Genomic DNA, 23,646 nt, shown 5'->3' with positions numbered 1-23,646 from the left:
CGGCACGGCGGGCGCGGTCGGCTGCATATCGGCGGGGGAGGGCGCACTGGCGGGCCGACGCGGCGCGTGCGGCGGCCGCGGCGGCGCGGGCCGAGTCTCCTCGACCGCTCCACCCTGATCCGGCGCACCCCCGCGCGGCCCCACATTCCTGGGTCCCTGATTCATCCGAGGCGAAGCGGGCGGCTTGCTCACAGCCCGCCCCTGCGGCCCGGAAACCCGCATCTTCTCCGTCGCCTGATCCGGAGTGACCACCGGCAACATGGTGGTCGCATCCTCCGACCCCGCCGGAACCTGCTTCATCACAATGGTTTTCGCATCCGGTGCGCCGTCATCCTCGCCGGAACCGGGCTGATCGCCGGTATCGGTCGCCTCCGCGGCTTCGGGCTTTTTCGCATCCGGTGCGGGCTGCGCGTCGGCGGACTTCGCCGGGTCATCCGGTGCGGGTGCGGTTTTCGTCGCATCCTTGGCAGCGGCCGGGGGCTGCTGTGGGGAATTCGCCGGTGCGGCATCGGTTTGCGGAGCTGGCGCGTCCGCGCGGGGGACCACCTTGAACACGGTCGTGGCATCCGCGGACGGGGCGGGGTTGGCTGCATCCGCCGGGTTGGCGGAGGGCGCGCGATCACTCGGCGGCTTGGCCGCTTCGCTCGGCTGCGCGCCACCTTGCGGCGCGGGTGCACCCTGCTGCGCCGAGTCCTGTTGGTCGGCCGCACTGCTCTGTTGCGCCGGGCCTTGCTGGTTGGCCGGACCGCCCTGTTGTGCCGCGCCCTGCTGGTTCGCGGTGCCGGGCTGCTGGCCCGCTTCCCCGCGCTGGGAAATTTCGCCCGGTTGGCCGGGCGCGCCCGGCCGGTTGGCTTCGCTCTGGTTCGCGGGTGCGGGGGCGGGCGAGCTCGGCCCGCCCTGCGGCGCGCCCGACTGCGTGGGGCCACCTTGATTCGCGGCGGGCGCACCCTGATTCGCGGTCGGCTGCTGTCCGCCCGGGGTGTGCTCGGGGCGGGGGGTGGCGGGGATTCGGGTGGTGGGGCCTTCGGAGACCGGTTGGGCGGGCTCGTATTTGATGGTGGCGAAGCCCGGCTTGGCGGTGTGGATCACCTCGGTGGCCGCGGTGTCGGGGGCGGCGGATGTGTCCTTGTCGGCGCCCTTGCCGGGAGCTGCCTGGCGGGCAGGGTCCTGTGGCTGCTGGTCGTCGTTCGAGTCGGACACGCGCTACCCCTCGGTTCGGCGGAACTGTGATTCGACGGTCAGCCTACTGAGCATTCGCGTGGTCGGTGCAGAATGATCGGCATGACCTCCTTCGGTGATCTGCTCGGACCCCAGCCGGTACTGCTTCCGGAAAACACCGACGCCGAGGACGCGTTGCTGAACAAGCAGGACCCGGTACTGGTCGCGGCCGCGCATCCGACAGCCTCCATCGCCTGGGCCCATCTGGCCGAAGGCGCCCTCGAGCGCGGCAATAACGAGGTGAACGCCGACACCCTCGCCGGGTACGCGTTCGCCCGCACCGGCTACCACCGCGGCCTGGACCTGTTGCGCCGCAACGGCTGGAAGGGTTTCGGCCCGGTGCCGTGGAGCCACGAACCCAATCAGGGTTTCCTGCGCAGCGTCGGCGCGCTGGCCCGCGCGGCCCGCACCATCGGCGAGACCGATGAGTACGCGCGCTGCCTGGACCTGCTCGAGGATTGCGACCCGCGCGCCGCCGCCGAACTCGGTCTCGACTGATTTGAGCAGTGGCCTAGGCACCACGTTCGACGCCGCCAAGGACAGCGGCGTCACGCGCATGCGCACCGCCGCGAAGCGGGTGCGGTCCTCGCTGCTGCCGATCGTGCAGTGCGCGGTCGGCGCGGGCGTGGCCTGGTTCATCGCGCACAATATCGTCGGCCATCCGCAACCGTTCTTCGCGCCGATGGCCGCCATGATCTCGATCGGCGTCTCGTTCGGCGCGCGGTTGCGCCGCGCGGTCGAATTGATCGTCGGCGTCGCGGTCGGCATCGGCATCGGTGATCTGTTCGTCTCCTGGGCGGGCACGGGCATCTGGCAGATCTCGGTGCTGGTCATCTTCGCCATGTGCACGGCCGTATTCCTGGACGGCGGCCCGGTCATCACCATGCAGGCCGCGTCCTCTGCGGTGCTGGTGGCGACGCTGCTGCCGCCGGCGAGCGGCAATTCGAATCTGCGCATCATCGACGCACTGGTCGGCGGCATGGTCGGCATCGTGGTGGTGGCGGCGATCCCGCTGCATCCGGTGCGCCGCGCCCGGCAGCAGGCCGCGGACATCCTCGGCGTCATGGGCACCTCGCTGACCGAGTGCGCCGCGGGGCTTTTGGAGCATGACGCGGAGAAAATCAAGGTCGCGCTGGAGGCCGTGCGCGGCACCCAGAGCAATCTCGACACCCTGCGCAGCACGCTCGAGGGTGGCCGCGAGATCAGCAGAATCTCACCGCTGTACTGGAATTCGCGCGCCCGCCTGGAACGCCTGCGCGAGGTCGCGGACCCACTGGACAACGCCGTCCGCAATACCCGGGTGCTGCTGCGCCGCGCCCTGTCCCTGGTACGCGATGACGAAATCCTGGATCCGCGACTGACTCTCGAAGTCGAACGACTCGGCGAGGCCGTGGATATCGTGCGCCAGATGGTGCTCGCGGATCCGGGCGATCAACCCGATGCCGCCGAGGCCACCCGCGTGCTGCGCACGGTCGCCAAGGGCGCGACCAAGGATCTGGTGGACGGCGCGGGCATCTCCGCGCACGTGGTGTTCGCGCAGATCCGCTCGATCGTGGTGGATCTCATGCAGGTGTGCGGGATGCGCAGGCTTTCCTCGATCGCCATGCTCCCGCCGACCGTCCCGAATCCGTATGTGACACCGGTCGATTGAGTCGGCTCAGCGCCAGAAACGGGTCAGCGTCGAACCGAAATCCGACCAGATCGACGGCACGCCCGACAGTTCGAACAGCGCCCGAATCCCGTTGAAGAACGCGATATTGATCTGCGGCACGAACAGCAGCGCGACCAGAATCAGAATCCCGTACGGCTTGATCTGATCCATCGATCGCCGCGTCTCATAGCTCAGCGACGGTTCCAGAATCCCGTACCCGTCCGTGCCCGGCACCGGGATCAAATTCAGCACGGTGGCCATGATCTGCAGGAACGCCAGATAGCTCAGCCCGAACCAGAACGCGGCATGCGAATACGAACTGCCCCACAGCTTCACGATGATCAACAGCACGATCGCGCACAGCAGATTGGACGCCGGTCCCGCACCACTGAGAATCCGCCGGATCTTCGCGCTGAAACTATTCGAGTTCACGTACACCGCACCACCCGGCAGCGCGAACCCGCCGATCGCGATGAACAGCAGCGGCAATCCGATCGACAGCAGCGGATGACTGTATTTGAGCGGGTTCAAGGTGAGGTAGCCGCGCAACTCCACCTCGCGGTCCCCCGCGCGATACGCGACGAAAGCATGAGCGAACTCGTGCAAGCAGATGGACACCACCCAGCCCGCCACCACCATCAGGAAAACACCGAGTTTCGCCTGATTGGACAGCAGATCCGCGGTCCAGGCCACCACCCCGCCCGCTACCGCGATCGCGACGACGAGCAGGAACACCGGGCTCGGGCGCACCGCCCCCGAGGCACGGCCGATCGCGCGAGGACTACTCATCGGACTCCTTGAATGGACCCCGGATGCACCGGGTGAAGATCAGCGGACCAGCAACCACGGCTCATGATGCCGGTAGAACGTGGATCGCCGCACCGGCTTATCGGTGGTGATGCCGTCCCGGGTGACGATCGCGCCGCGCGTGCCGAGTTGCATGGCACGCCCCTGCGCCCAGCGTTTCTTACCGAGGATCCCGCGTTGCGCGCTGGCGTGCAGCCCGGGCATCTCCAGTGTCGGTGACACCAGCAGCGCCGAGACCTTACCGGTGAACAACCGCGTGTCGTCCACGTACGCTTCGCCTTCGAGCTTCTCACCGTTCTCGCCGACCAGGGTGGCGCGGCCGATCAGCACCTTGCCGGTGTCATCGCGAATGAGCGGGGTCTCGGTCGGCTTACCTTCCAGCGCGCGCTTGGCGGCGGCGGATCCGGTGCCGGTTTCATAGGCGCGCGAACCGTAGGTGCGGTCGACGGGGACGTAACCGATTTCGACGCCTAGGCGTTCGGTGCGCATCAGATGGGTGAGCACGGCCGCGAGTCCGGCGTCCTCACCGAGCACGATGAGTCGCGGCAGACTGTCGGCGGCCATCACGGGCAGCAACTCGTCCAGCACATTGGTGTCCGGTATGGCGGAAGTCTGGGTGAGCGGTAGCGAAGCGAGTGCGATCGGTACGGGTGCGCCGTCGCAGCGGAGAACATGGGTACTCAACTGCCGTACACCCTCCTCTGACCTGACAACACCATCGCCTCGCTGCGCTCCTGCGGGCCGTCTTACCGGCCCGACTCCCCGTGCCACCATAGCCCCGGTTCATTTGCGGCGCCGCCTTCGAAGCCCACCCGTTACGTCGGTTTCGTCCCGTGCCGGGTCGCGAACCTGGGCGTATTCGAGCATCTACTAGACTGTGCCTCCGGCCACCGCCTTCTGACGGCGGGTAGCTGCAGCATCACCGATGCTGCGCGTCGAACCCGTAGGAGTCTTCTAATGCCGGCAATCGTGCTGATCGGCGCCCAGTGGGGCGACGAGGGCAAGGGCAAAGCGACCGACCTGCTCGGTGGCCGCGTCCAATGGGTTGTGCGCTACCAGGGCGGCAATAACGCGGGTCACACCGTGGTGCTGCCCAATGGCGACAACTTCGCACTGCATCTGATTCCGTCCGGCATTCTCACCCCCGGTGTGACAAACGTCATCGGCAACGGCGTGGTGATCGATCCGGGCGTTCTGCTCACCGAACTCGCGGGCCTGGAACAGCGCGGCGTGGACACCTCCCGCCTGCTGCTGTCGGCCGACGCCCACCTGATCATGCCGTACCACGTGGCCATCGATAAGGTCACCGAGCGCTTCCTCGGCAATAAGAAGATCGGCACCACCGGACGCGGCATCGGACCCTGCTACCAGGACAAGGTCGCCCGCGTCGGCGTCCGCGTCGCCGACGTGCTGGATGAGAAGATCCTCACCCAGAAGGTCGAGGCCGCACTGGAATTCAAGAACCAGGTGCTGGTGAAGATCTACAACCGCCGCGCGCTGGACCCGCAGCAGGTCGTCGACGAGGTGCTGGAGAAGGCCGAAGGCTTCAAGCACCGCATCTCCGACACCCGCCTGCTGCTCAACCAGGCGCTCGAGCGCGATGAGATCGTGCTGCTGGAGGGTTCGCAGGGCACCCTGCTGGACGTCGACCACGGCACCTACCCGTACGTCACCTCCTCCAACCCGACCTCGGGTGGCGCGGCGGTCGGTTCGGGCATCGGCCCCAACAAGATCGAGACCGTGCTCGGCATCCTGAAGGCGTACACCACCCGCGTCGGTTCCGGCCCGTTCCCCACCGAACTCTTCGACGAGTCCGGCGCGTACCTGGCCAAGACCGGCGGCGAGGTCGGCGTCACCACCGGCCGCGCCCGCCGCACCGGCTGGTTCGACGCCGTGATCGGCCGCTACGCCACCCGCGTCAACGGCATTACCGACTACTTCCTCACCAAGCTCGACGTGCTGTCCAGCCTGGACACCATCCCGATCTGCGTCGCCTACGAGATCGACGGTGAGCGGTTCGACGAAATGCCCACCACGCAAACCGATTTCCACCACGCCAAGCCGATCTACGAAGAGATGCCGGGCTGGTGGGAGGACATCTCCGGGGCGCGGACCTTCGACGACCTACCCGCGAACGCGCAGGCGTACGTGCTGCGGCTGGAAGAGCTTTCGGGTGCGCGGATGTCCTGCATCGGCGTGGGTCCGGGGCGCGATCAGACGATTGTCCGGCACGACATCCTGAGCTGAAACCTGCTCGGAGAGCCCTCGACGGGCTAGGGCTCTCCTGCTCGTCATTCCGGCGCGGGTTCGGCCGGAATCCGCGAAACCTGTTAATGCGCAATAGGTGTGGATCCCGGCCAAGAGCATGCCGGGATGACGGTGCGGTCAGCGCCCGGTGGATCGGGGCAGCGCCGGGTGGGCGACCGGGACGGGTCAGTAGCAGGTGAGCGGAGCGAGCGGCTCGGCGGCGTGTGGAGTCAGTGAGGCGTAGGCCGCCGCCAGGGATTTCACCGCGACGCGAATATCGGCTTCCTCGTGCGTATATGGCAGGCGCAGGAATCGCTCGAACGCGCCTTGCACACCGAAACGCGGTCCGGCGGCGAGTAATACGCCGTGGTTCGGGGCCGTAGCGGCCAATGCGGTGGATACCGGGGCGGGAAGTTGCGCCCACAGTGACATGCCGCCCGCGCCGGGGGAGACTCTCCAATCGGGCAGGTCCTCGGCGAGTGCCTCGAGCATTGCCGCGCGGCGGCAACGCAGTTGTTCCCTTCGCACGGTGAGGATTTCGTCCTCGTGCTGGAGCAGGTGCACGGTGGCCAGCTGATCCATGACCGGGGTGCCCAGGTCCACCGTGGAGCGGGTGCCGAGCAGTTTGGTGATCAGCGATTGATTCGCGCGCACCCAGCCGACGCGCAGACCGCCCCAGAAGGATTTCGAGGCCGAACCGATGGTGACGATCTCCGAGCCGCGCGCGAATGACGCTGCGGGCGGCATGATTTCGTGATCGGTGAGGTGCAGGTCGACCATGGATTCGTCGACGATCACCGTCATGCGGGTTTCGCGTGCGATAGCGGCCAGTTCGGCGCGACCCTCGGCGGGCAGCAGCAGCCCGGTCGGATTGTGGTAATCCGGCACCAGATACGCGACGCTGGCCGCGGTTTGCCTTGCGGCACTGCGGATTCCATCCAGATCCCAGCCGTCCGGGCGCAATGGCACCGGCACCGGGCGCGCGCCGACATCGCGGATCGCCTCGATGGCGTTCGGATACGAAGGATGCTCGATCAGCACGCGCTCGGCCGGTGTGGTGAGGACATTGAGCAGCAATCGCAGTCCGTGCTGTGCGCCGAGCGTGACCAGGATCTGATCTGGATCGGTCGGCAGGCCGCGTTCGGTGTACCGGCGGGCCAGCGCCTCGCGCAGCATGAGCATGCCGACCGGGTCCATGCCGTGCGTGCCCAGATACGTCGGAAGTCCTTGCAGCGCAGTGGTGTACGCGTCCGTCATCTCGATCGGCGCGGACATGGCCGCGTACGTCATATCGATGGTCGGGAGTTCGGGCTGCGCCATCATGGCGAGCAGGCTGCGCGCGGGTTTGGTGCCGTCGTGCACCACGGTCGGCGGCAGCGCGACCGTACTGCGCGAACCCTGCCTGCTGATCAGATAGCCGTGTTCGCGCAGCAGCGCGTACGCCGACGTCACCGTGGTGCGGCTGACATGCAGGCTGGTGGCCAGATCGCGCTCACTGGGCAGCGCGACGCCCAGGGGTGCGCGGCCGTCGTGGATGAGCAGTCGAACGCTCTCGGCCAGCGCCACGTACGCGGGCCTGCTGCTGCGTTTGGTCTCGGCCGCCGGGGAGCCGGGCTCGTCCTGCCGCCAGCGCCCCAGATCGCGGGTGAGGCTGGCTGCCCCGATCACTCGTATCGCCATAAAGGCCAGTATCCGGGTACTGGATATTTTCTTCAAGTCCAGCGGGGGTCACCATCGAATAATGATCGCAATGCTCATCTCCCTGCTGGTTGTCGCGGCCTTCGCCGGAATCGTGTACCGGTTCGCTCCCACGCCGGATGAGCGTTGGGGTGCACTGCTGAACAAGTACCGCCCGCATGCGCCGATGTCGGACTGGTCGGTCGCGGAATACGACGGGGCCAGGCAGTACGCCGACCTCGCCGCCGCCTACGCGCATCAGGACGAGCCACCGGCCGCGCTGGTCGCGCAGCGGACCCGGCTGACCGGGCGCGGCCGCTCACCACTGCCGCATCTGGCGACGATCCCCTGCCGCGAGGAAACAGTCCAGTTCTAGGCAACTGGTCTGAAGTGGCTGTCGCCTGTGGGGCTGACCGTCCGGAACTGGACTTGTCGGTGCCCCGGTGCACACTGGCTCTATGTCGCACCCGGACCGCCCGCTCGCCTCGGCGGCGCTCTTCGATACCGCGATCGGCACCTGCGCCCTCGCCTGGAGCGCCGCCGGTGTGCTGCGCTTCGCCCTCCCCGAGGCGGACCCGGAAGACACTCGCGCGTACATCCTGCGCAAGCACCGCGTCTACGACATCCGCGAAGCCGAACCCACCCCCGAGATCGCCGCGGCCATCGAGAAGATCCGCGCCCACCTCGCGGGTGACCTGGACGATCTCGACTGGATTCCGCTGGATGTGAGTCCCCTCAACGACTTCGATCGCGCCGTCTACGCCGTAACCCGCGCCATCCACCCCGGCCACACCCTCAGCTACGGCGATATCGCCAACCGCATCGGCGCTCCCGGCGGTGCGCAGGCCGTAGGCCAATCCTTGGGCCGCAACCCCATTCCCTTGATCGTCCCCTGTCACCGTGTCCTCACCGCCGACCATGCCCTGCACGGCTTCTCGGCCCCCGGCGGCATCACCACCAAACAGCGCCTCCTCGAAATCGAGCGCACCCCCGGCTTCGGCGAACCCACCCTCTTCTGATTCGCGGCAACACCTCTCCGCTGATCTGTGAGAACGCCGGGCGCGTCCCATGATTCGGGATGAGAATGATCTGGATCGCGCGGGATGGCACGCATCCGGCGATCGTGCGAAGCGACGCGGGTGGGGATCCCGCGTGACACCAGGGAGGGCGCACGTGACAGATCCGTACCAGCAACGACCATTGAACGACCCGGCCGCATTCGGCGTACCGGGCACCGGCTCGGGCATGCCGTACGCGCCGCCCCCCGGATTGCCTGTACCACAACAGGTCTGGCCACAACCGGCGGTGCAGCCCGCCCCGAACTTCCTGATCGCCATCGGCGATATCGCGGTCGTGGATGGCGGGGTGATCACCCCGTCCGGCACTCTGCCGCTGCGCGGTGCCATCTGGACCGCGACCGATATGTCCCAAACGGCCGAACGTACCCCCGCCTATGCGGTGGTCCTGGCTGTCCTGTTCTTCCCATTCTGTTTGCTCGGCCTGCTTTTCCTTCTCATCAAGGAAAAGGTGACAGCCGGATATGTCCAGGTCACGGTCACCAGCGGCGGCCGATTCCACTCCACGATGATCCCGGTCCAAGACCAGCAGACCTTCCCGATGGTGATGCATCAACTCAACTACGCTCGCTCCCTCAGCGCGATGTGAATTGAGGGCGGCTCACCCACGAAAAATCGCCCGTGCCAAACGAATTCGTATGGCACGGGCGATTCAGGGGTCTTACACGGTGACAAGTCAGGCGTCTTCGCCTGTGTCAGAACGCGCCGCCCAGGAAGCCGCCGACAGCGCCACCTGCGACGCCGCCCGCGATACCGCCGAGGGCGGCCGCCGGGATACCTGCCGCGGCGGCTCCGGCGGCGCCGCCGACCGCCGCGCCGATGAGCGCGCCGCCCGCGATACCGCCGGGGATGTCGATGGGGGCGGTCCAGGGCAGGACCGTCGCGCCGATGGTGCCGAGGGCACCGCCCGCGACGCCGCCGATGACCGCGCCGACCACCGCACCGGGGACGCCGCCCGCGATGGCGGCGGGGACGCCCGCGCCGATCGCGCCGATCGTCGCACCCGCCGCGACACCGGCGAGGGTTCCGGCCGCGATGCGGTCGGAGCGGCTCGGGTTGATGCCGATGGAGTTGAATCCCGTGGCGATGGCTGCCTCGGCACCCGCGGCGACATTGTTCACCGCGTCCAGCGCCGGATTGGGCACGTCATCCGGTACGGGAGAGGTGAAGTCACCGAGTCGCAGCGTGCGCGGGGGCGGCGCGATGGGGGCGACCGGCTGCACGACGGTCGGCGCGTGCAACGTTTGCAGATCCACCGGCGGGGCCGGTGTCGTCTGCGGGATGGGCCGGAAGTTGGCCGGGACCGCGTAATCCGCCTGCGGCTGGGGTTGCGGCTGTGCCGGTGCGGGTGGGCGATTGGGGGTCGTCACACCCGGCTGGATCGGTCCGGGGCGCGCGCCCGCACGGTCGGCCGCCGGATAGGTCACGCCGGGTTGCGACTGTCCGGCACCGAATTGCGGTGTGGGGAAAGCGGTTCCGGGCTGCCCAGGTTGCACGCCGGGCTGCGCGCCCGGAGTGCCCGGTGCCAGGGTGCCGGGCGTGATCCCCGGTACCGCACCCGGTGCGAGATCACCGCCGGGAGCACTCCCCGGCGGCAGCACACCGGGCTGCGCATCCGTGCCGGAACTGCCCGACGGGCTGGATACCGGTGCCGCACTGGGTGCTTCAGCGGTGCCGGAGCACGCCACCGCGAACGCGAGCGGCAGCGTGCCGAGGATCATGGCGCGGCGAACCGCGGTCTTTTTCACGAGCTGCCGACGGTTCACGCCGGATCACCACCCTCATCAGATTGAATCGATTGACCGAGCGATATGAAATTGACGAGCGCGCCAGCCACGTCCGATGCCCCGACCGCTCACTGATTCGGTTCCCGCTGGCTATCTCGGGCCGTGGATGCCGCTGAGCTGGCGGTTAGATCGTGCGCGCTGACCATCGAGGCAGGTGCCGGGTTGAAAACCTCGCACCCCGGCACGCCGAGACTCGCTGGTGCTCCGCAGTTCTCGGCCCGCGTGTCGAATTGAGCGCTGAGCTGCGTGGTTGGCCGCTCAGCCTGGCCGCTGCGCCGCGTTCCGGTGCCACAGCCACATGATTGGACGTTGGTCACCACTGTGCCGGGCCGATACGCGTTGTCCGCATGGCGAATTCGGTGCTGCCCGCGCCGGTGGGGCGCGGGCAGCCGGGTTGTTCGGTTCGGGTTAGAACGCGCCGCCGAGGAAGCCGCCCGCGGCTCCGCCCGCTACGCCGCCGAGGACTGCTGCGGGGATGCCGATGGCTGCCGCGCCGAGGGCCGCGCCCGCTGCCGCGCCGACGCCCGCGCCGATGAGCGCGCCGCCGCCGATGATCGGGACGGCGGCGGGGGCGGCGATGGCCGCGCCGAGGCCGCCGGTGGGGACGCCCGCGGCGACGGCGGTGCCTGCGACGATGGCTACGCCGATACCGGCTCCGATGCCCGCGCCGATGCCCGCGCCGATGAGGCCGCCGCCGATCGCGCCGCCGATGGCGGAGGGGATGCCGACGATGGCCGCGCCCAGGACCGCGCCGCCTGCGGTGCCCGCGGCGATCTTGTCCGAGCGGGACGGGTTGATGCCGACCGACTGGAGGCCGGTGGAGAGGGCCGCTTCGGTGCCCGCGGCCGCGTCATTGACGGGTGTGAGGATGGCGTCCGGCAGCGCGTCGGGGGCCGGGGTGGTGAAGTCGCCGATGCGGACGGTGCGCGGCGGCGGCGCGATCGGGGCCACCGGTGCGACCGGTTCGGGCGCGTGCAACTGCTGCCAGTTGACGGCGGGCGCGGGCTCGGTCTCGACCGGGACCGGCCGATGGTCCTGCGGGACAGCGTAATTGACCTGCGGTGCGGGCGGCGCGACCGTGGTGCCGGGCTGGCGCGTGGAGTCCGTGCTCGGTGCGGCGGGCTGCGCGGGACCGGTGGTCACGCCCGGCTGCGGAATGGCCTGTGCGACGCCCGCGCACGCGATGGCGGCGGCCAGCGGCAGTGCGCCGAGTGCGGGCCGGATGGCGCGTCGAACGCCGGTATTCATGTCATGCCGACGAGTCACGCCGAAAACCACCCTCATCAGATCGGAACTGTCCCCGTGGCCGGGAACGGCCACTCGGCGGGGATGTTAGCTGAAAGGAAACGGGTGATTCCAGATGTGAATCAATCGATTCGTTACCTGACGGTGATGCTCGAGAGATATCCCACAATCGCTGGTAGAAGCATTTTCAAGATGCTTCGCCAGCTTACGGCTCCAATTTGCCGGAAGGTGCCCCGCCGAGCATCAGTTCGGCCAGCGCCTCGCGATCGGTGACATCGAGCTTGATGCACGCCCGATACAGATGCCCCTCCACGGTGCGCACCGAAACGGTCAGCCGATCCGCGATCTGCCGGTTCGACAGTCCCGCCGCCACCAGATTCGCGATCTCGCGTTCGCGCGCGGTGAGCGGCAGCGGTTGCGCGGACTGCCGCAGCGCGGGCGTACTCGCCCCGCCGCATGCGGCCGCCAGCCGATTCGCGGTGGCGGCCGATTCCAGCAGCCGCCGCCGATCACCGGCCCGCTCATGCGCGGACGCGGCCTGCGCGGCGGCGTCGGCCGCGGACAGCAATACCCCCATGGCCTCGAATTCGGCTGCGGCGGTATCCAATCCGGCCCCGTCGTGGGCGGCGACCGCCACCGCGTGCCGGGACTGCACCTGCACCAGCCGTCCGTCCACCCGGGCCGCCAGATCGGCGAGCCGTCCCGCCACCGAATGATCCCCGAAGCGCGCAGCGGTATGCAGCGCCATCGCCTCGATGGCGTGCTGATGCGATCGCGCCGCCGCGTCGGCAGCGCCCAGTGCGAGCCGAATCGCCGGTGTCGCAGTGCCTTCCGCCGCCGCCTGCCAGGCTTTGGCGATCTCCAGCATGGGTTCGTACACCGCGCTGTGCCTGCCGCCGCGTTCCTCCGCGGCCGCGATGGATTCGGCGGCCTCCGAGGCCCGCCCCAGCGCCGAATACGCTTCCGCCAGTTGCAGTCTCGCGGGGAACATCCAGGCGGCCTTGCCCTCGGTGGTCAGTGCCGCGAGCGCCTGTTCGAGATTGTCGATGCCTTCGGGGAACCGCCCTTGCGCGACGTCGACGGTGCCCTGCAGGATCTTGGTCATTCCCCACGCCAGGTACTGCCCGGGTGAGGAGTACGTGTAATTGCTACTGGCACAACGCCGTGCGGCATCCATATCCCCGGTGAAGGTGAGCGCCAGCACCTCCGCGTGCGTGGACATGAATCGGTTCAGCCCGTCGATATGCGATTCGATGGCATGCCCGCGTTCGGCGTACTGCCGCGCTGCCTCCCCACGTCCCATCAGCGCCAGCGCTAGTCCGCCACCGAACGCCGCCCACCACACCGCCCAGGGCGGAACGTCTTTCGCGGCCATGACCGGTTCGGCGTACGCGAACGCCTCGTCGAGTTTGTTCTCGTTGACCGCGCACGCGGAGGCCACCCCGTCCAGGATGGCGACGATCTTGGGATGGGTGACCCGGCTGCGCACCGATTCCAGCACCTCGTCCGCCCGATCGGCATCGCCCATGGACCACAGCAGATTCGAGACGCGAGTGGAACCCCAGCGCGCCAGCTGCACCTCGTTCAGCTGATCCGGATCGAACGCCGCGAGGGTGCGTTCGGCCTCGATGCGATGTCCCTGCCACAGCAGTGCGCGCGCCAGCAGGTCCGCCGCCTCGACGCCACCGCCGCGCTCCACGGCCGCGCGTGCGAAGCGTTCTCCGAGTGGCAGGTTCGCCAATCCGATGGCATCGGCGGCGGCCGCCTCGAAGAGTTCCAGATCCGCGGATTTATCACTGTCCAAAGCCAATTCGGCCAGTCGGATGCGATCGGAGGCGGAGTTGATCGGCCGTTCCTTGAGCGAGGTGAACAGCCGCCCGCGCAGCCGCCGCGCCGAGGCGATGCCGAGCCGCCGCCGGATCACCTCCCCGAACAGCGGATGGTTGTAGCGCACCAGCAGTTGCCGCCCGTGCTCGACAATCCTTATGACGCCGCGTGATTCGGCGGTTTCGACGGCCTGTTCGCCCGTGAGTTCGGCGAGTACGTCCAAATCGATGGGTTCGCAGAAGGTGAGCAGTTCCAGCACCCGCAGTACGGGCTCGGGCAGCTGCTCCACCCGATCCTCCAGCAGTGCCGCCAATTGTGAAGTGACAGCGGCCCTTCCGCGCAATTGCCAGACCCCGTTGACCTGCCGTAGCGTCCCGGCCTCCAATGCGCCCTCGACCAGGTGCCGCAGGAAAAGCGCGTTCCCTCCGGAGGATTCCCACATCAGATTGCTGGTGAACCCCTCCAACTGCCCGCCGAGCATGTTCTCCACCAGCTCGACGCTCTGCCGCTGCGTGAACGGCGACAGATCGATGCGCAGCAGATGCCCGTCCTTCCACAGCGAGGTCACCGCGTCCGGGACCGGCACCCCGCTGCGCACGGTGGCGACGATATGGGCGGCCTTGTCGATGGCGAGCTGCAAAAGCAGTGTGGCGGAAAGCTGATCGAGCAGATGCGCGTCGTCGACGCCGATGATGGTGTGCCCGTCCGCGAGCAGCGCTTCGCGCGCGGCGGCCATGAAGGTGACCGGATCGTGCGCGGTGTACACCCCGACCATATGCGCGAACACCCCCAGCGGAATGCTGCGGGCCGATTCGGTGCCCGCCACCCAGCGGATATTTCCGGTGCTGCCGTTCACCGCCGCGGTGGCCAGGCGGGCGAGGGTGGTCTTGCCGACCCCGGCGTCGCCGGTGAGCACCGCGCCGACGAATTCATCGCCGGTCAGTGCGGCGGTGATCGCCTCGAGCTCGCTCTCCCGTTCGACCATCGGCCAATTCCGAGCCATGGCTTCAACTGTAGTTCGCTCGCCCTTTGTGAGCGGGAGGAACGAAATAGCCTGAAATGTGAGGGTTTATTCGTTGACCAGCCGCAATCCGGGGGCGTGCGCTTTCCGGCGGTCGACCAGCCAGACCTGGATGGTCAGATCGGCGAGCGGATCCAGCGATTCGATCTCCACCTCGACCTGCCCGCGCTGCGGATGTTCGATGATCAGCACGTGCGTGCGGTAGTCGATGACCAGGTGTTCGCGCCAGCGCCGGGCGAATTCCGGATAGCGCTGTAGCGCGGTGATGCGGGCCTCCAGGCTGCGGTCATCCGGGAAGCGGGTCTGCGTGTTGCGCAGCGCCGAGACCAGCATATCGGCGGCATCGGACCAGTTCCGGACGTATTTCGGCGCATCGGGATGGGTGAAGACGTAGTTGGCGAAATTGCCGTGCACGGATTCGTCGAGCATGCCGAGCGGTTCGGCGAAATCCCGCCAGGACGGATTCCAGGCCAGGATGTCGAGCCAGCGCCCGAGGGCGAAGGCGGGCGTGGGGTGCAGTGCGTCGATGACCGCGCGCATGGTGTCGGAGACCTGTTCCCGGGCCTGTCCGGCGGACGGGCAGCTGGCCTTCTGCTCCATGCTCATGGCGAGCCTGCCGAAGTGGTGACGCTCAACTTCGTTGAGCCGCAAGGCATCCGCTATCGCGCCCAGTACCGAGCTGGAGGGGTTGCTGTCCCGGCCCTGTTCCAATCGGGCAAGATAGTCCGAGCTGACACCGGCGAGCGCGGCGACCTCCTCGCGGCGCAATCCGGGGGTGCGGCGACGCCGCCCCGCGGGCAGGCCGACGTCTTCGGGCTGCAGTTGCGCGCGGCGCGCGATCAGGAATTCGGCGAACTCGGATCTGGACACATATCCATAGTGCCTGTTCCAGGCTTCGTTATCCCAGCCCTGCCAGTGCCAGGATCAAGACGGTGTGGCTAACCGGACTGGGGTCCGCTTGAATAGTGGACATGACGACTTCTGAGCAGACCCGCCTGGCCTCCGGTTCCTGGGACCTCGACGCCAACCACTCCTCGGTGAACTTCACCGCCCGCCACCTGGGCATCTCCAAGGTACGCGGCCGCTTCAACAAGTTCGAGACCGCCTTCGTGGTGGACGAGGCCGGTAAGGCCGTCACCATCGAGGCCACCATCTTCCTCGACTCCTTCGACACCGGCAACGAAATGCGCGACGGCCACGTCCGCAGCGCCGACATCCTGGATACCGCCAACCTGTCCACCCTGCATTTCAAGGTCACCGAGCCGGTCGACATCGCCGAAGAGTTCGAGGTAACCGGTGAGGTCACCCTCGGCGGCGTCGTGAAGCCCGTCACCCTCGATGTCGAGTGGGGCGGCGTCCAGCTGTTCCCCGGCGACCAGAAGCACCACGCCGGCTTCACCGCCACCGGCACCATCAAGCGCAGCGAGTTCAATATCGCCGCCGGCCTGCCCACCGCCATGCTGGGCGACAAGATCGCCATCGAACTGGACATCCAGCTGGTCGAGCCCTCCGCCTGATCGGCCCATCGGCTTCCCGGCCGGAAGCCGATCACCGACAACGGAAGTCGGCATCAGCTCCGACCATATGAAAGCGGCGGCACCCGAAAGGGGTGCCGCCGCTTCGTCTTTCGTCAGCGCCGCCATTTCCGGACGGCGCACCGATCGTGGATCAGCCCGCGACTCCGGCGGCACCCGCGCCCGCGCCGATGGCGGCGCCGATGCCCGCACCGACCGCCGCAGCGGGCAGGCCGAGGGCGGCCGCTCCGAGCGCACCGCCGCCGACCGCACCGATCGCCGCGCCGAGCGCGATGCCACCGGCCGCGCCCGCGGCCTCGGCGGCCAGCCCGGCCACGAAGATCGGGACATCGATGACGCAACCGGTGGTCGCGCAGCCGACGGCGGCGGCGGTCAGGGTGGCGAGGGCGGGAGCGCCGATGCCGACCAGGAATCCGGCACCCGCGCCGACGACCCCACCGGCGACCGCACCACCGGCCGCACCGATGACCGCGGCCGGAACACCCGCCGCCACCGCGCCGATGCCCGCGCCGACGAGCGCGGCATTACCCACCTTGGTCAGATCCGGCCCCGCCGGAGCGTCGATCTGCGTGGCCGGAATCGGGGCGTCGACCGCGGCGGCCTGGGCTGTGCCGGAGAGCATGACGGCGGCGGCGACGGGCAGCGCGCACAGGGTGGCGATGCGGGTTGCGAGCATGGTCGAGCGACGAGACAGCACGGTATTTCCCCCGATAGTTGAAAGTTTCGATGTGGCCCGGATCCGACTGGGACAGTCGGCCCGGCGCTGTTCGAAGCTATCGGTTGGTGAGGTCGCTACTCAAGCTAAATAGCTGTACATGTGCTGTGATCTGCCACCGCTATCAGGCGTTCCATGCCTGTCGGCTATGAAAAAAGGCGGTGGCATTCGAATCGAATGCCACCGCCTACCCCGCGAAGGGGTATCGCTCAGTCGGCCCAAACGGTTTCGATCGGGGTGCCCTCGTTCGGGGGCGGGGTGGGGATGCCGGCCGGGGTGCGGGAGAAACGCGGGGCCGGGGCGTGCTGGACGATGCCGTCGATTTCGATCAGACCGGTGCGTGCCTGAATGTGCGGGTTCTGTTCGGCTTCGGTGAAGGTCAGCACCGGGGTGGTGCAGGCGTCGGTGTGTTCGAAGATGGCCCACCACTCGTCGCGGGTCTTGGTCTTGAACTTCTCGGTGAAGATCTTGCGGAGTTCGTCCTGCCCGTTCGGGTCGATCTGGAAAGGCAGGCCCTCCGGATCGATCTCCAGGCCCTTCAGCATTTCCGCGTAGAACTGCGGTTCGATGCAGCCGACGGCCATGTACTTGCCGTCGGAGGTCTCGTAGGTGTCGTAGAACGCCATACCGGTGTCGAGCAGGTTGGTGCCGCGCTCATCGGACCAGAGGCCGACGCCCTTCATGCCCCAGATCATGTGCGAAAGGGCAAGCGCCCCATCGATCATGGCGGAGTCGATGACCTGGCCCCTACCCGAGGTCTGGCGTTCCACCAGCGCGGCCAGAATGCCGAAGACCAGGAACATGGACCCGCCGCCGAAGTCGCCGACCATGTTCAGCGGCGGCACCGGGCGTTCGCCCTTGCGCCCGATGGCATTGAGGACGCCGGTGAGCGAGATGTAGTTGATGTCGTGCCCGGCGCGATCGGCGAGCGGACCGTACTGGCCCCAGCCGGTCATGCGGCCGTAGACGAGTTTCGGATTGCGCTCCAGCGCGACGTCCGGTCCCAGTCCCATGCGCTCGGTGACGCCGGGCCGGAAGCCTTCCAGGAGTACGTCGGCCTTCTCGATCAGCCCGAGCACCTTCTCGATATCGGCCGGATCCTTGAGATTGGCCTCGACGATGGTGCGCCCGCGCCACTGTGCCCGTTCCATGAAGCCGGGCAGCTGGTTCGGCCGCTGTACCCGCACCACGTCCGCGCCCAGATCCGCGAGCAGCAGCGCCGCATGCGGTCCGGGGCCGATCCCGGCGAGTTCAACTACCCGGACGCCCGCGAGCGGGCCCTGCTTGGCGGTGGATGGAGTGCTCACGCCCTACCTCGGTTCATCGTTCCAGCGCACCGGCCACAACACCGGTGTTGACCAAACGACAATAACGCGACGGGTCCGGATGAGCGACAATGCGGGGGAGTACGAGCGGGAGGATCCACAGTGAGTGCATCGGGCGAGGTCTTGGTCGGCCTCGCGATACTTGTCGGTCTGCTCGGGGTGATCGTGCCGATTCTGCCCGGCGTGATCCTGATTCTGGCGGCCATCCTGGTCTGGGCGATCATGACCGGCGGTGCCACGGCGTGGGGTGTATTCGCCGCCTGCGCAACGTTTTTGGTGATCAGTGGCATCATCAAATACACCTGGCCGGGCCGCAAACTGCGTGAGGCGGGCGTGCCGAATCGGTCGCTGCTGCTGGGCGCGGTGCTCGGCATCATCGGCTTCTTCGTGGTGCCGGTGGTCGGGCTGATCCTGGGATTCGTTCTGGGCGTTTATGTTTCGGAGTTGCAGCGGTTGCGCGAACAGCAACCGGCCTGGCGGTCGACGGTGCACGCGCTCAAGGGCGTCGGCCTGTCCATGCTGGTCGAACTGTTCGGTGCGCTACTGGCAGCGGGTGTTTGGCTGATCGCCGCTATCGCGACCTAGGGTCGATCCGCGGTAGCGGCAGGGTGTCCGGCGGCGGCAGTTCGGAACGGTGTAGTCGCAGCGTCGGCGACTCCGGTCCGAACAGCGGCACGGTCGGCGTCGGATCCTCGATGCGGCGTTCCTTGGCGGGCAGTCCGTAGAAGGCGCGCGCATTGTCGTCCAGCACCTTGTGCAGATCATTGCCGACCGAATCGGAGATGATCCGCATATCGGAGTCCAGGAACGGCCGCCCGGCCCGGGTGCCCGGCAGATCGGACCCGAACATGAGCGCCTCGGGATTCACCGCGTGCACCTTGCGCAGCGCCATGCCGACATTCATGGCGACCCGCCCGAAGCCGGAGGCTTTCACCTTGGCACCGCGATCGACCAGATTCAGCAGGTAGGGCAGGCAATCGTCGGACATGCCCATGTGATCGATGGACAGTTTGGGCAGTTTGGTGATGACCGGTTCGAGCGAGCCGAGCATGGACCCGTCGATGTACAGCTCGACATGCCATCCGGCGAGCTCGTAGGCCCGCAGCGCGAGCATGGTGAGCCCGACGATATCGCCGCCCGCGCGCTTGAAATTGAACCGGACCGCGCGCACGCCCGCGCGGTTGAGTTCCAGGATCTCGGCGTCGGTGGCGTCCTCGTTCAGATTGACGACGCCGACCCAGCCCGCACCCAATTCGGCGAGGGCTGCCCGGAGATAGCTGGTATCGGTGCCCTGGAACGACCCACTGACCACCGCGCCGCCGTCGATATCGAAGCGCTGCATGCGGCGTCGATAATCGGCGACGGTGTACGGGTCGGGCAGATAGCCCTCGTTCTCGGCCAGCGGGAACCGCGGGTCGAAGATGTGGAGATGGGCATCGAACACGTGATCAGCATGCCTCACAACGGTGACAAGTGCGGAAAACCTTGTCCACCTGTCGGATTGGGCCAGGTCAGTCGAGGGGAACCAGGTTGATCAGGAAACCTTGTCCGGTTCGCTGGCGCGCAGCATGTCCTCGCGCTCGACGACCTTGACCCGCTCGCGGCCTTCGGGCTCGCCGAGGGCGCGCTCGTGCGCGTCCAGGCGGTACCAACCGGCCCAGGTGGTGAAGGGGACGCCCTTGTCCTCCAGGAACTTGGTGACGGCATCGAGTTCCGGTTCGGCGGCCGCGGTGAAGTTCGCGGCATCGTCGAGCAGGCAGGCGATGGTCTCGTTGGCGTCACCCTTGGTGTGGCCGATGAGGCCGACGGGTCCGCGCTTGATCCAGCCGGTGACGTAGGTCTGCGGCATGAATCGGGCCGCACCGTCGGCGTTCTCGTCGATGAGCACGCGACCGGCTTCGTTGGGCACGGTGCCCGCCTGATCGTCGAACGGCAGGGCGGGGATGTTCTGCGACAGGTAGCCGACCGCGCGGTAGATGGCGGTGACGTCCCAATCCTTGAATTCGCCGGTGCCCTTGACGTTTCCGGTGCCGTCGAGCGCGGTGCGCTCGGTGCGCAGGCCGACGACCTTGCCGTCGTCGCCGAGGATCTCGGCGGGGTTCTCGAAGAAGTGCAGGAAGAGCTTGTGCGGGCGGTTGCCGACGTCGCGGATGGCCCACTGCTCGAGGGTGTTGCAGATCATGTCGACCTGCTTGGAGTGCCGGCGCGCGGCCTCGGAACCCTCGTCGTAGTCGATGTCCTCGGGATCGACGATGACCTCGATGGTCGGCGAGTGGTCGAGTTCGCGTAGCTCGAGCGGGGTGAACTTGGCCTGCGCCGGGCCGCGGCGTCCGAAGACGTGCACTTCCAGGGCCTTGTTCTGCTTGAGGCCCTCGTACACGTTCGGCGGGATCTCCGTCGGCAGCAGTTCGTCGCCGGTCTTGGCGAGCACGCGCGCCACATCCAGGGCCACGTTGCCGACGCCCAGGACCGCGACCTTCTCGGCGTCGAGGGGCCATTCACGCGGCACATCCGGGTGGCCGTCGTACCAGGACACGAAGTCCGCGGCACCGTAGGAGCCGTCGAGTTCGATGCCCGGGACCTCGAGCGCGCGGTCGGCGTTGGCGCCGGTGGAGAAGATCACCGCGTCGTAGAAGCGCTGCAGATCCTCGAGATTGATGTCGACGCCGTAGTCGATATTGCCGAGCAGGCGGACCTGCGGCTTGTCGAGCACCTTGTGCAGGGCGGTGATGATGCCCTTGATGCGCGGGTGGTCGGGGGCGACGCCGTAGCGGATCAGGCCGAACGGCGCGGGCATCCGCTCGTACAGGTCGATGCTCACGTCGGCGTCGGATTTCATCAACGCGTCCGCCGCGTAGATTCCGGCCGGGCCGGCGCCCACGATCGCTATACGAAGCGGGCGGGTCGCTGCTTGTTCGGTCATTCTTGGCGCACCCTTTGGTTGAACTATCTTGCCGTCAAGTCTCAGCCGTCTTTCTTAGCTTAGGCTAAGTTGACGCCCTGGCTCCGGGGTGCCCTTCATTGGAATCCCCGAAGCTGCAGCGTTGCTGCGTGGTCCTGCTATTTCCGTTTTCGTCCGGAAATTCTGCTGATCCTATCGGTGGGTGGAAGCCCCCGCCCGCGCCGGTGCCGCGCGACTGTGCGGACGTCCAGCACCCTGGAATACCGGTGTCGCGACCGAGACCACCGCCGTGACCGGGCATGATCGAGTCATGGAACCAGGCGACGACCAGCAGATACCGATCGATCAGAGCAGTGCGCGCAGTCTGCTGCCGTTCCTGGTGGCGGCGGGCGTGCTGGTGCTGGTCATCATCGGAATCGTGGTGGCCGCCCTGGTTTCGCCGGTTGAGAAGAATGTCACAGATTCGGACCGGCTCGACCTGGCCTCGCGCAAGTTCCTCCAATCCCGCAGCGCCACCGGCACACTGGACCCCCGCGTGGTCTGCGACGGATTCAGCGAGGAACGGTCCCCGCTCGCCCCCGCCAAGGCGGGCGACGGCACCGCCTTCGACTTCGTGAAACTCACCGATCCGGCGGTGTCCGGCGATAAGGCCACCGCCCAGGTCACCTTCGATACGGCCGGCAAGGAATCAACCTCCACCTGGCACTTCACCCGTTCCGGCAGTCTGTGGCTGGTCTGCGATTCCTGATCCGCCGCGACACCCCGCACGGTTTGACAGGTAGGCCATTTTTCGGTCAATCTCATCCCAGGTCATGAGTACCAGCGCCAAGCCCCGGCTGGCTGGTCGGCAACCCTCCTCCGCGGCGGGGTGCTCCGGGTGACGACCTGGCCGCGCATCGGTCAACGGTGCGGCAAGTGCGGATTCACAGGAGGTCGACAAGTGAGCTACGCGGGTGACATCACGCCGAAGCAGGCGTGGGAACTGTTGCGGGACAATCCGGATGCGGTGCTGATCGATGTGCGCACCGAAGCCGAATGGCGTTTCGTCGGCGTTCCCGATACCAATGGCATCGGGCGGCCGACCGCGCTGATCGAATGGGTGGACACCAGCGGTACCCCCAATTCGCGCTTCACGGACCAACTTCAGCAGGCCCTGGCCGAGCGCGCCCCGGATTCGGAAGCGCCGGTGATCTTCATCTGTCGCTCGGGTCAGCGTTCCATCGGCGCGGCCACCGCCGCCACGGCGATCGGCATCTCCCCTTCTTTCAATGTCCTCGAGGGTTTCGAAGGCGCGCTGGACGCGCAGGGTCACCGCGGCAGCGAAGGCTGGCGCGCCGATGGGCTTCCGTGGAGGCAGTCATGATCACCGGTGGTTCGTTCGAGCGGCCGCTGCCCGAGGGCGTCGGCCCGGCCACGCTGGGTGTGCGCGGTGGTACGCGCCGTTCCGGCTATGACGAGACCTCCGAGGCGCTGTTCCTGAACTCGGGTTTCGTCTACGAGAGCGCCGAGGCCGCCGAGGCCGCGTTCACCGGCGAGATCGAGCACTTCGTGTACTCGCGCTATGGCAATCCGACGGTCGCCATGTTCGAGGAGCGCCTGCGCCTGCTGGACGGCGCGGAGGCGTGCTTCGCCACCGCTAGCGGTATGTCCGCGGTGTTCACCGCGCTGGGCGCGCTGCTCGCCGCGGGTGACCGCCTGGTCGCCGCGCGCAGCCTGTTCGGCTCGTGTTTCGTGGTCGCCAATGAGATCCTGCCGCGCTGGGGCGTGGAGACCGTGTTCGTCGACGGTGAGGATCTGGCGCAGTGGGAAGCGGCACTGTCGGTGCCGACCCAGGCGGTGTTCTTCGAAACCCCTTCCAACCCGATGCAATCGCTGGTCGATGTGCGCGCGGTGTGCGATCTCGCGCATAAGGCGGGCGCGAAGGTGGTGCTGGACAACGTCTTCGCCACCCCGTTGCTGCAGCGCGGTTTCGATCTCGGCGCGGATGTGCTGGTCTACTCCGGCACCAAGCACATCGACGGTCAGGGCCGGGTGCTCGGCGGCGCGATTCTCGGGTCGAAGGAGTACATCGACGGTCCGGTGAAAACCCTTATGCGCCATACCGGTCCGGCGCTGAGCCCGTTCAACGCGTGGACGCTGCTCAAGGGTCTGGAGACCATGCCGCTGCGCGTGCGCCAGTCCACCGAGTCGGCGCTGCGCATCGCCGAGTTCCTGGAACAGCATCCGGCCGTGGCCTGGGTGAAGTACCCGTTCCTGAAGTCGCATCCGCAGTACGAGCTGGCTCGGAGCCAGATGTCCGGCGGCGGCACCGTGGTGACCTTCGAATTGAAGGCGCAGCCCGAAGCGGCCAAGAAGCGCGCCTTCGAGGTGCTCAACGGTCTGCGCATCATCGATATCTCCAACAACCTCGGTGATTCCAAGACGCTGATCACGCATCCGGCGACCACGACGCATCGCGCCATGGGTCCGGAAGGCCGTGCGGCCATCGGTCTTTCCGATGGCGTGCTGCGGATTTCGATCGGGCTCGAGGATGTCGAGGATCTGTTGAACGATCTCGGTCGCGCACTGGGCTGACCGTAAAGCTCGAAGGGCCGGAACCGTCATGGTTCCGGC

General features: G+C 67.6%; 22 protein-coding genes, 1 pseudogene and 1 riboswitch. Of the genes and pseudogenes, 11 read left to right on the top strand and 12 right to left on the bottom strand.

Annotated features, from left to right (window positions below):
• Positions 1-1,200 (bottom strand): annotated as a pseudogene (locus tag AB0L82_RS40730) (hypothetical protein); the annotation flags it as partial.
• 81 nt (positions 1,201-1,281) lie between these two features.
• Between AB0L82_RS40730 and AB0L82_RS40725 the strand changes: the two are divergent.
• Together AB0L82_RS40725 and AB0L82_RS40720 are read left to right on the top strand one after the other, a co-directional pair.
• Positions 1,282-1,716 carry a DUF3151 domain-containing protein gene (locus tag AB0L82_RS40725; RefSeq protein ID WP_364649838.1) on the top strand — a complete coding sequence of 145 codons (435 nt, stop codon included), beginning with the start codon at positions 1,282-1,284 and terminating at the stop codon, positions 1,714-1,716.
• Between the two features lie 58 nt (positions 1,717-1,774).
• Entirely contained in the window at positions 1,775-2,869 is a 1,095-nt protein-coding gene (locus AB0L82_RS40720) for an FUSC family protein (protein WP_364649854.1), read from the top strand.
• Positions 2,870-2,875: 6 nt separating this feature from the next.
• Here the strand turns inward: AB0L82_RS40720 and AB0L82_RS40715 are convergent, their stop codons facing one another.
• Positions 2,876-3,658 (bottom strand): site-2 protease family protein, encoded by a 783-nt coding sequence (locus AB0L82_RS40715; RefSeq protein ID WP_364649835.1) that lies wholly within the window; start codon positions 3,656-3,658, stop codon positions 2,876-2,878.
• A 39-nt stretch (positions 3,659-3,697) separates the two neighbouring features.
• Positions 3,698-4,360, bottom strand: a complete 663-nt coding sequence (locus AB0L82_RS40710) for a hypothetical protein (RefSeq protein ID WP_364649832.1) — start codon at positions 4,358-4,360, stop codon at positions 3,698-3,700.
• Positions 4,361-4,633: 273 nt separating this feature from the next.
• Between AB0L82_RS40710 and AB0L82_RS40705 the strand changes: the two genes are divergently transcribed.
• Positions 4,634-5,923 carry an adenylosuccinate synthase gene (locus AB0L82_RS40705; protein WP_364649829.1) on the top strand — a complete coding sequence of 430 codons (1,290 nt, stop codon included), beginning with the start codon at positions 4,634-4,636 and terminating at the stop codon, positions 5,921-5,923.
• A gap of 186 nt (positions 5,924-6,109) precedes the next feature.
• Here AB0L82_RS40705 and AB0L82_RS40700 read toward each other — a convergent pair whose 3' ends face one another.
• Positions 6,110-7,603, bottom strand: coding sequence for a PLP-dependent aminotransferase family protein (locus AB0L82_RS40700; protein ID WP_364649826.1), 1,494 nt, complete (start codon positions 7,601-7,603; stop codon positions 6,110-6,112).
• Between the two features lie 61 nt (positions 7,604-7,664).
• Between AB0L82_RS40700 and AB0L82_RS40695 the strand changes: the two genes are divergently transcribed.
• The 3 genes from AB0L82_RS40695 (at position 7,665) to AB0L82_RS40685 (ending at position 9,265) form a co-directional block, all read left to right on the top strand.
• Positions 7,665-7,976, top strand: a complete 312-nt coding sequence (locus AB0L82_RS40695; RefSeq protein ID WP_364649823.1) for a hypothetical protein — start codon at positions 7,665-7,667, stop codon at positions 7,974-7,976.
• A gap of 82 nt (positions 7,977-8,058) precedes the next feature.
• Entirely contained in the window at positions 8,059-8,619 is a 561-nt protein-coding gene (locus AB0L82_RS40690; RefSeq protein ID WP_364649820.1) for a methylated-DNA--[protein]-cysteine S-methyltransferase, read from the top strand.
• 154 nt (positions 8,620-8,773) lie between these two features.
• On the top strand, positions 8,774-9,265 hold the full coding sequence (locus AB0L82_RS40685) for a hypothetical protein (protein ID WP_364649816.1): 492 nt from the start codon (positions 8,774-8,776) through the stop codon (positions 9,263-9,265).
• A 106-nt stretch (positions 9,266-9,371) separates the two neighbouring features.
• Here AB0L82_RS40685 and AB0L82_RS40680 read toward each other — a convergent pair whose 3' ends face one another.
• From AB0L82_RS40680 to AB0L82_RS40665, 4 genes are all read right to left on the bottom strand, one after another.
• Complete coding sequence (locus tag AB0L82_RS40680; RefSeq protein ID WP_364649813.1) at positions 9,372-10,442, bottom strand: hypothetical protein; 1,071 nt, start codon at positions 10,440-10,442, stop codon at positions 9,372-9,374.
• Between the two features lie 429 nt (positions 10,443-10,871).
• Positions 10,872-11,729: a hypothetical protein gene (locus tag AB0L82_RS40675; RefSeq protein ID WP_364649810.1), complete on the bottom strand. Its 858-nt coding sequence runs from the start codon at positions 11,727-11,729 to the stop codon at positions 10,872-10,874.
• A gap of 184 nt (positions 11,730-11,913) precedes the next feature.
• The gene (locus AB0L82_RS40670) at positions 11,914-14,538 is read right to left on the bottom strand and encodes a LuxR C-terminal-related transcriptional regulator (protein ID WP_364649807.1); all 2,625 of its coding nucleotides are present in this window, start codon (positions 14,536-14,538) and stop codon (positions 11,914-11,916) included.
• 66 nt (positions 14,539-14,604) lie between these two features.
• Positions 14,605-15,426 (bottom strand): helix-turn-helix transcriptional regulator, encoded by an 822-nt coding sequence (locus AB0L82_RS40665; protein ID WP_364649804.1) that lies wholly within the window; start codon positions 15,424-15,426, stop codon positions 14,605-14,607.
• Positions 15,427-15,527: 101 nt separating this feature from the next.
• Between AB0L82_RS40665 and AB0L82_RS40660 the strand changes: the two genes are divergently transcribed.
• Entirely contained in the window at positions 15,528-16,073 is a 546-nt protein-coding gene (locus AB0L82_RS40660; protein WP_364649801.1) for a YceI family protein, read from the top strand.
• A gap of 151 nt (positions 16,074-16,224) precedes the next feature.
• Here AB0L82_RS40660 and AB0L82_RS40655 read toward each other — a convergent pair whose 3' ends face one another.
• Both AB0L82_RS40655 and AB0L82_RS40650 read right to left on the bottom strand, forming a co-directional pair.
• Positions 16,225-16,788 carry a hypothetical protein gene (locus AB0L82_RS40655; RefSeq protein ID WP_364649798.1) on the bottom strand — a complete coding sequence of 188 codons (564 nt, stop codon included), beginning with the start codon at positions 16,786-16,788 and terminating at the stop codon, positions 16,225-16,227.
• A 227-nt stretch (positions 16,789-17,015) separates the two neighbouring features.
• Positions 17,016-18,113, bottom strand: coding sequence for a CaiB/BaiF CoA-transferase family protein (locus AB0L82_RS40650; RefSeq protein ID WP_364649795.1), 1,098 nt, complete (start codon positions 18,111-18,113; stop codon positions 17,016-17,018).
• A gap of 120 nt (positions 18,114-18,233) precedes the next feature.
• On the opposite strand from AB0L82_RS40650, the gene AB0L82_RS40645 reads away from it, so the two are divergent.
• Complete coding sequence (locus tag AB0L82_RS40645) at positions 18,234-18,716, top strand: DUF456 domain-containing protein (RefSeq protein WP_364649792.1); 483 nt, start codon at positions 18,234-18,236, stop codon at positions 18,714-18,716.
• On the opposite strand, the gene AB0L82_RS40640 is transcribed toward AB0L82_RS40645, so the two are convergent.
• Together AB0L82_RS40640 and AB0L82_RS40635 are read right to left on the bottom strand one after the other, a co-directional pair.
• Complete coding sequence (locus AB0L82_RS40640) at positions 18,703-19,575, bottom strand: amidohydrolase family protein (RefSeq protein ID WP_364649789.1); 873 nt, start codon at positions 19,573-19,575, stop codon at positions 18,703-18,705. The genes AB0L82_RS40645 and AB0L82_RS40640 overlap by 14 nt on opposite strands.
• A 90-nt stretch (positions 19,576-19,665) precedes the next feature.
• A complete protein-coding gene (locus AB0L82_RS40635) occupies positions 19,666-21,054 on the bottom strand; it encodes an FAD-dependent oxidoreductase (protein WP_364649786.1) in 1,389 nt (462 codons plus the stop codon).
• A gap of 181 nt (positions 21,055-21,235) precedes the next feature.
• On the opposite strand from AB0L82_RS40635, the gene AB0L82_RS40630 reads away from it, so the two are divergent.
• The 3 genes from AB0L82_RS40630 (at position 21,236) to AB0L82_RS40620 (ending at position 23,607) form a co-directional block, all read left to right on the top strand.
• Entirely contained in the window at positions 21,236-21,781 is a 546-nt protein-coding gene (locus AB0L82_RS40630) for a hypothetical protein (protein WP_364649783.1), read from the top strand.
• Between the two features lie 60 nt (positions 21,782-21,841).
• Positions 21,842-21,957, top strand: a riboswitch (SAM riboswitch).
• A gap of 16 nt (positions 21,958-21,973) precedes the next feature.
• Positions 21,974-22,396, top strand: a complete 423-nt coding sequence (locus tag AB0L82_RS40625) for a rhodanese-like domain-containing protein (RefSeq protein WP_364649779.1) — start codon at positions 21,974-21,976, stop codon at positions 22,394-22,396.
• Positions 22,393-23,607 carry an O-succinylhomoserine sulfhydrylase gene (locus tag AB0L82_RS40620; RefSeq protein ID WP_364649776.1) on the top strand — a complete coding sequence of 405 codons (1,215 nt, stop codon included), beginning with the start codon at positions 22,393-22,395 and terminating at the stop codon, positions 23,605-23,607. The genes AB0L82_RS40625 and AB0L82_RS40620 overlap by 4 nt, the downstream gene beginning before the upstream one ends.
• Positions 23,608-23,646 lie beyond the last annotated feature (39 nt).

The organism is Nocardia sp. NPDC052001 (assembly GCF_040680615.1).
Lineage (GTDB): Bacteria > Actinomycetota > Actinomycetes > Mycobacteriales > Mycobacteriaceae > Nocardia.
Note: the sequence above shows the minus strand (reverse complement) of the source record. Positions and strands in the feature narration are given on the sequence as shown.